We start from the raw sequence: 5,788 nt of genomic DNA, 5'->3' as shown, positions 1-5,788 counted from the left end.
TCAGCGCGGCCAACGCCAGACGCTGGCGGACGTGGTGTGGCCGGCGCCCGCCCTGGCGACATCCCGGCGCTGAGGCCCTTCAGCATCAGGGCCCTCGCCTCATCCGGGTTGCGGAGCCGACGCAGCAGGCGGTGTGGCGCTTCATGCGGCTCCAGCCAGTCGGCCGCGATGAGTCCGCCTTCACCCAGCAGGACCTGCGCCGGCTCGAATGTCCCGAGGTTGGCGTAGGTCAGCAGCAGCGCCGGCAGCAGGTCCCATGCCACCATGTCGCACAGCCCTCGGCCGAGGCCGCAGAAGAGCAGCCAGTTCCGCACCGCGCCCCGCACTGCAGGCGGCAGCAGCGGCAGGTCGTCCCACCGCAGTCGCAGAGCGGTGCAGGCGCTGGCCGGCACCACCGTGACCGGGCAGCCGCGGAAGGCCAGAACGCGCCGCGCGGCCTTCGCATCCGCCGCGAAGTTCAGCTCCCGCAACCGCCGCCAGCCCAGCCTTGATGGCGCAAGCCCATGCGGCACGAGGTCCCCGCCAAGGCAGATGATGCCGGCGCAGCGATCCGGAAAAGCGGGGTCGAGTTCGGCGGCCGCGGCCAGGTTGCTCAGCGGCCCGGTGGCCAGGATGGTCAGCCTGCCGGGCTCCGATGCGGTCGCCTGCACCAGGAAGCGGGCCGCCGCCGTCGGCGCCAAACCCTGCCGAGCAGCGCCCTGCAGCAGCGGCAGGTCGGGCACGCCGGCGAGAGCCAGCGGCCGCCGCGTGGCGCGCAGCACGGCGGGCAGGCCGGCATTGCCGAAGCAGGTCGTCACCGCGCGAAGCTCGATATCCGGCTGCGCAAGCAGGTAGACCAACGCCAGCCCGTCATCCACGTCCCGTCCCAGGACGCCGAGGGCGTTATCGCAGTCAAGAATGACCGCGAGGGGAGGCGCAGTCGTCACGGCGCGCTGGCCAGGATCAGCACGCCCATGGCAAGCGTGAAGCCGAGCCAGACCCAGCGCGACTGCGACTGGCCCGCCTCGAAAGCCTGCCTTGCCCCGGCCTCCGCCGGCATGAACAGGCGATACTCGATGTACCACCAGTAGGGCGTCGCGACGCACCATGCGGCGAACAGCCGCAGCACCCAGCGCGGCGCCGGCCCTTCGCCCGCCAGCGCCCCGGCCACGCCGGCCAGGCCGATCGCCGCCCCACCCAGCGCCACCGCCGCGCGCAGGCGGCGCCCGTCCGTCCGCATCACGCCGCGCAGGCGCCGCCGCCGAGGACGCAGAAGCGCGCGCAATGCGGGTGGTTCAGCGCCACCGGCCGCGCCGCCTCTGCCAGCGTGCGGCCGAGTTCGAAGCCGGGATCGTGGGGCAGCAGGGTGCAGGCCACGACCACCGGTGCCGCCGCGCCGCGCCGCTTCACCACCATGCGGGAGGAGGCGCACATCATCTGCTGCGGCCGCTTGCCAAGGATGTCCCAGCATCCCGTGGAAATCTCCGGCACGTCGAGTCCCACATCCATCTCGGGAAACAGCATCAGCGCCACCGGATCGGCGGCGTCGACGGGAATGCCATACTCGGCAAAGGCACGCGTATAACCGGCCCGTAGCTCCGCCTCGCTCTCGCCCCCAAAGGCGGCGCGGCCCGCGACGTGCAGCGTAAAGCCATGCCGCGCCAGCCAGGCCAGGCCCTCCATCGCCTGCACGAAGCTGCCAGCGCCGCGTTCCAGGTCGTGCAGCGCGGCGCCGTGATGGTCCAGGCTGACGCGCATGACCAGCCGGCTGCCATGCTCGGCCCGCAGCGCCAGCAGCGCCGCGGCGCCGTTCCGCATAGGCTTCATGGCGTTGGTCAGCACCAATGCCTCGAGCCCGGCTTCCAGCACCACGCGCAGCATTGCCGGCAGGTCGCGGTTGAGGAAGGGCTCGCCGCCGGTGAAGCCGATCTGTGTGACGCCCATCGCCCGAGCCTCGACCAGGAAGGGCAGGATCTCGGGCAACGTCGGGTAGACCAGCGCGTCGTTGCGCGGGCTGCTCTCGATGTAGCAGCTCGTGCAGGCGATGTTGCACAGCGTGCCGGTGTTGATCCACAGCGTGCGCAGCTTGCCCGGCGCCACCACGGCGCGCGGCTCGCCGCGGGCGGTGACCACCGGATCGCTGAACTTTCGGGGCGAAAGCCGTGTCTCGGGACGCGGGGCGAGGCTGTTCATGCGGGAGGATCCATCAGTTAGAAAGGCCCAGCAGGCCGCGGCGCAGCGCGGCATCGGCATTCGGTCCGATCCAGGTGGCGAGCAGGCTGCGGACAAAGGCGCCGCCGGGCACGCGCTGCGGCGGTCGGCCCGGCCCGTCCAGCAGCACCGCATCGGCCAAGAACAACTGGCGCTCGACATCACCGGCCGCGACCGGGCGCAGCCAGTCGTGGAACGGCGCCGGCAGCGGCGCATCCAGCGCCCCTGCCCAGGCCCGCGCCGCGTCGTCGCGCGACACTGCGCGGCTGTAGCGCGCGGCGACCAGGCGCGGCGTCCGGGCGGCGAGAATGGAAGCGGCATCGCTGCTGCGGGCTGGCAGGTAGAGCGCCGCGCGATAGACCTCGATCCGCAGCCAGGAGTAGAGGCGGGTGGCGGTGCCGTTGCGGACCAAGCGCTGGCCGCCCGCCTCGAGCACGGATGGGAAGCCGTCCTCCGCCAGCGCGGCCAGCAGGATCTCGCGCCGCATCATGCCGGGCGCGTCCTTGCCGCCACCAGCAATGCCAGCAGCACCAGCAGAACGTCCTCCAGCGGGCTGAAGACCGTCAGCGGCCGGGCCAGGAAGACGCCGAAGCAGCCGCAGTTCCGCAGTTCGATGCCGCGCAGCAGCGTCACTGTCAGCGCAAGGCCATAGATCGCCGCAAGCGCGGCCGCGGCCAGCGCGGCCTCGCGGCGCAGACGCGGCAGCAGCAGCCCCATCGCGATGGCCGCTTCAGCGAGGACAAGCAGGATGGCGCCGGGCACCAACAGGGCGCCGGGAACCAGCCGATACTCCGCGAGCACGAGCACGAAGCCGGGCAGGTCCAGCGCCTTGCCGAGCGCCGCGGCGCCGTTCAGCGCCGCCAGCGCCCAGGCCAGGATGGCGACCACCACGGGCATGATCCGGCCGCCCCTCAGCCGACGTCCAAGTTTTGGCTGTTGATGGTCCAGTCATAATCAAAGTAGCGCAGCGTCCAGTCCGCCGGCACCGGATCCCGTCGCCAGCGGTTGACATAGGCGAGGATCGTCGGCGCCTTGGCCGGCACGAAGTCCTCGGTGAAGAACTGGAAGATCTGCGAGACGAAGACCGCGCGGCGGTCTGGCGCCGGCCGCACGTGGTAGCCGCTTTCGCAGAACTCGCGCGCGGCGGCGGCCAGCTGCGCCTCGATCTGCGCAGTGCGGAACGCCTCCCGCGGCAGTCGCGGACAGCCGCGCACCATGCAGTTCAGGGCGAAGTGGATGCGCTCCTCGCCCATCTTGCGGATTACGTCGTCCTCGAAGGATTTCAAGGAGGTCTCGCGGCCGGCGACACGAAAGCCGGTATTCACGAAGAAGCCGTAGCGGCCGAGGAAGGTCAGCGACTGCGGGATGCCGCGCTGCACGATGCCGTACATGGCCAACGCGTTGTAGGCGTTGATACGCCAGGCCAGGAGATGCGCTTGGCTGTCGCTCGTGGGGCCGGTCTCGCCGATCGCCGCGACCACGGCGGCCAGCGGCTGTGGCGCCGTGGCGATGCCGGCGAAGTCGACGCGCCCGCGGGCATCCACATGACGGCGCAGCACCGCCTCGAAGGCGTCGAACCAAGCCGGGTCACCAGCGATCTGCGCCTGCACACGAACGGGTGCGGCGAGCGCGGCCGTCAGCACCATGCGCCGTCCCATCATGGCCCGACCTCCTGCCGTGCCGCGCGTCGGGCGTGGTCGATTTCGATGCGTCGACGGCCCCGCGCGGTCTTGCGGGTCAGCGCCGGCTCGGCAGCGGCCGAGGCATCCACGATGGCGTTCCCGGTCATTGGGTCCCAGAAGCCGCCCGCCTGCAATGGCACTGGCTTCAGGATGAAGGCGTCCCGCTTGGCGTTATGTAGGCACATGGAGATCGGCCCGTCGCCCGTCGCCACCATGAAGACGCAGGCGTCGATCCGGTCGCAGGCCAGATGCTCCGCATCCATGAAGTTGTGAATGAAGAAGGACAGCTTGTGGACCCGCCCGCGCGCCGCGATCAGGTCCCGGCGCATCGCCCAGGCACGCCGGGCCGCCCAGGGCAGCAACCGTAGCGTCGCCATTGGCCGCGCCGCCAGCCGGCGGGCCAGCGCCATCACGGCGCGGCCGCGGTGCTGGCGGTCGAACTGGATGCCGGCGGTGGCCTGCAGGATGGTGGCCAGCGCCTCATCCTCGCCATACAGGTCGTGCACCCGGCCATTTGCGACCAACGTCATCGCATAGCGGTTGCAATCGGAATGCCCCGCGATCGGCGTGTCGAAGTTCACTTCAGCGCCGGCCCCCAGCCGCAGCAGGGCGGAGACGGTCTCGATATTGATCGGCTGGCGGCGGGCGCGCAGCGTGCCACGCCCGGTATCCGCCTGCAGCTGGAAGCTGGCCACCTGCACCGCATCGGCGTTCCGCACGAAGAAGTCGACCACATGCGGGATCTCGTGGAAGTTTCCGTCATAGACCGTGGTGTTGAAGAAAACGGAAAGCGGCAGGCCACGGACGCGGTCGAGGTACTCTGAGCGGATCGCGTTCAACTCGACCTCGCTGTTGTAGCCCTTGCGTTCCTGCGTCATGTCCACGTGAAAGGCCACGTCCACCAGACCCGCGTCGCAGAGCTCCTCCAGCAGGTCACGCGTCGCCTTGATGCCGTTGGTGAACAGGCTGGGCCGCATGCCCGCCTCCCGCACCCGACGGATGATGGCAACCAGTTCCTCCCGCTTCCGCAGAGTCGGATCGCCGCCGGTGACTTGAACATCGGTGTCCGGACCGTAGTGCGCGCGGATCAGTGCGATGCGCGCGAATACGGCCTCCAGCGGGAGGTCCTGCACCGCCTCCGAATGGTCCGACAGGTAGCACAGGGTGCAGTCCAGGTTGCAGCGCTGCGTGATCTCCAGCGCGACGCAGCCGATGGACCAGCGGCGACCCATCGACTGCCGCGGATGCCACTGGCCGGCTGCCTCCATGCGGAGGCGGGCCTCATGCAGCGGGTCGGCGTCTGGCGCCGGCAGCGGATAGGGAACTGCAGATGCGATCTGCTCCGAACTGAGCATTCGCTGGCCGCTGCACGCCATGGATGGACTCCCGCTCTTGTTCCTTAAGCTCTACGGCGCGGAAATCGTATTGGATGCAGGATGGCTTAAACAAAGCTCGACGACCTCGGCCTGGAGGCGGTTCTGGGCTTTATCCAGGCGATCTGGTCTGCTTCAGCGCGCAGTGACCGGGTTTGGCTTGGTGGGGCGCGTCCGAACTACGGCTGTGGAAACATGGTCGCCGGCATCGGCGCGGGAAGCATCCGGGCCGGACTCAGTCAGGTGAAGACGAAGGCGCGGCCCTGCACGCCGCGGCCAGCAGCAGCCGCGGCGTGCAGGGCCGTGCCGGGCCGAAGAACGCCTCCCCCACCCGGCGCAGCTGCGCGGCGTCGCGGGCGAACCAGCCCACCGTGTAGGTGCTGGATGCCACCGACATGACCCTGGCCACCGCGGCGGTGGAGCCGGAGGAGGACCCGCCCGGCATGCGGTCCGGGTCGCGTGCCATGAAGTGCCCGATGACTTGCTCGGCCGGGCGCGGCATGGTCATTCTGCCCGCACATGGATGCCGCCAGCGACCTCTCT

General features: G+C 70.3%; 8 protein-coding genes. All 8 read right to left on the bottom strand.

All coding sequences use genetic code 11. The features are described 5' to 3' along the window. Positions 1-857 (bottom strand): nucleoside hydrolase (locus ACLF3G_RS29170; RefSeq protein ID WP_430672885.1); only part of this gene is annotated, 857 nt, incomplete at its 3' end. Positions 858-922: 65 nt separating this feature from the next. Beyond that, positions 923-1,219 carry a hypothetical protein gene (locus tag ACLF3G_RS29165; RefSeq protein ID WP_430672884.1) on the bottom strand — a complete coding sequence of 99 codons (297 nt, stop codon included), beginning with the start codon at positions 1,217-1,219 and terminating at the stop codon, positions 923-925. Then, positions 1,219-2,172, bottom strand: coding sequence for a radical SAM protein (locus ACLF3G_RS29160; protein ID WP_430672883.1), 954 nt, complete (start codon positions 2,170-2,172; stop codon positions 1,219-1,221). Before ACLF3G_RS29160 ends, ACLF3G_RS29165 begins: the two co-directional genes overlap by 1 nt. A gap of 13 nt (positions 2,173-2,185) precedes the next feature. Continuing rightward, complete coding sequence (locus ACLF3G_RS29155; RefSeq protein WP_430672882.1) at positions 2,186-2,680, bottom strand: chalcone isomerase family protein; 495 nt, start codon at positions 2,678-2,680, stop codon at positions 2,186-2,188. Then, complete coding sequence (locus ACLF3G_RS29150) at positions 2,677-3,087, bottom strand: MauE/DoxX family redox-associated membrane protein (protein ID WP_430672881.1); 411 nt, start codon at positions 3,085-3,087, stop codon at positions 2,677-2,679. The genes ACLF3G_RS29155 and ACLF3G_RS29150 overlap by 4 nt, the downstream gene beginning before the upstream one ends. A gap of 14 nt (positions 3,088-3,101) precedes the next feature. Continuing rightward, complete coding sequence (locus tag ACLF3G_RS29145; RefSeq protein ID WP_430672880.1) at positions 3,102-3,851, bottom strand: DUF547 domain-containing protein; 750 nt, start codon at positions 3,849-3,851, stop codon at positions 3,102-3,104. Beyond that, positions 3,848-5,104: a radical SAM protein gene (locus tag ACLF3G_RS29140; protein ID WP_430672879.1), complete on the bottom strand. Its 1,257-nt coding sequence runs from the start codon at positions 5,102-5,104 to the stop codon at positions 3,848-3,850. Before ACLF3G_RS29140 ends, ACLF3G_RS29145 begins: the two co-directional genes overlap by 4 nt. Positions 5,105-5,480: 376 nt before the next feature. After that, positions 5,481-5,753 carry a hypothetical protein gene (locus ACLF3G_RS29135; RefSeq protein WP_430672878.1) on the bottom strand — a complete coding sequence of 91 codons (273 nt, stop codon included), beginning with the start codon at positions 5,751-5,753 and terminating at the stop codon, positions 5,481-5,483. Between the last annotated feature and the right edge of the window lie 35 nt (positions 5,754-5,788).

This window comes from Falsiroseomonas sp. HC035 (genome assembly GCF_050563525.1).
Classification (GTDB): Bacteria; Pseudomonadota; Alphaproteobacteria; order Acetobacterales; family Acetobacteraceae; genus Falsiroseomonas.
The sequence above is the reverse complement of the archived record's forward strand: the minus strand, read 5'-3'. Positions and strand labels throughout refer to the sequence as shown.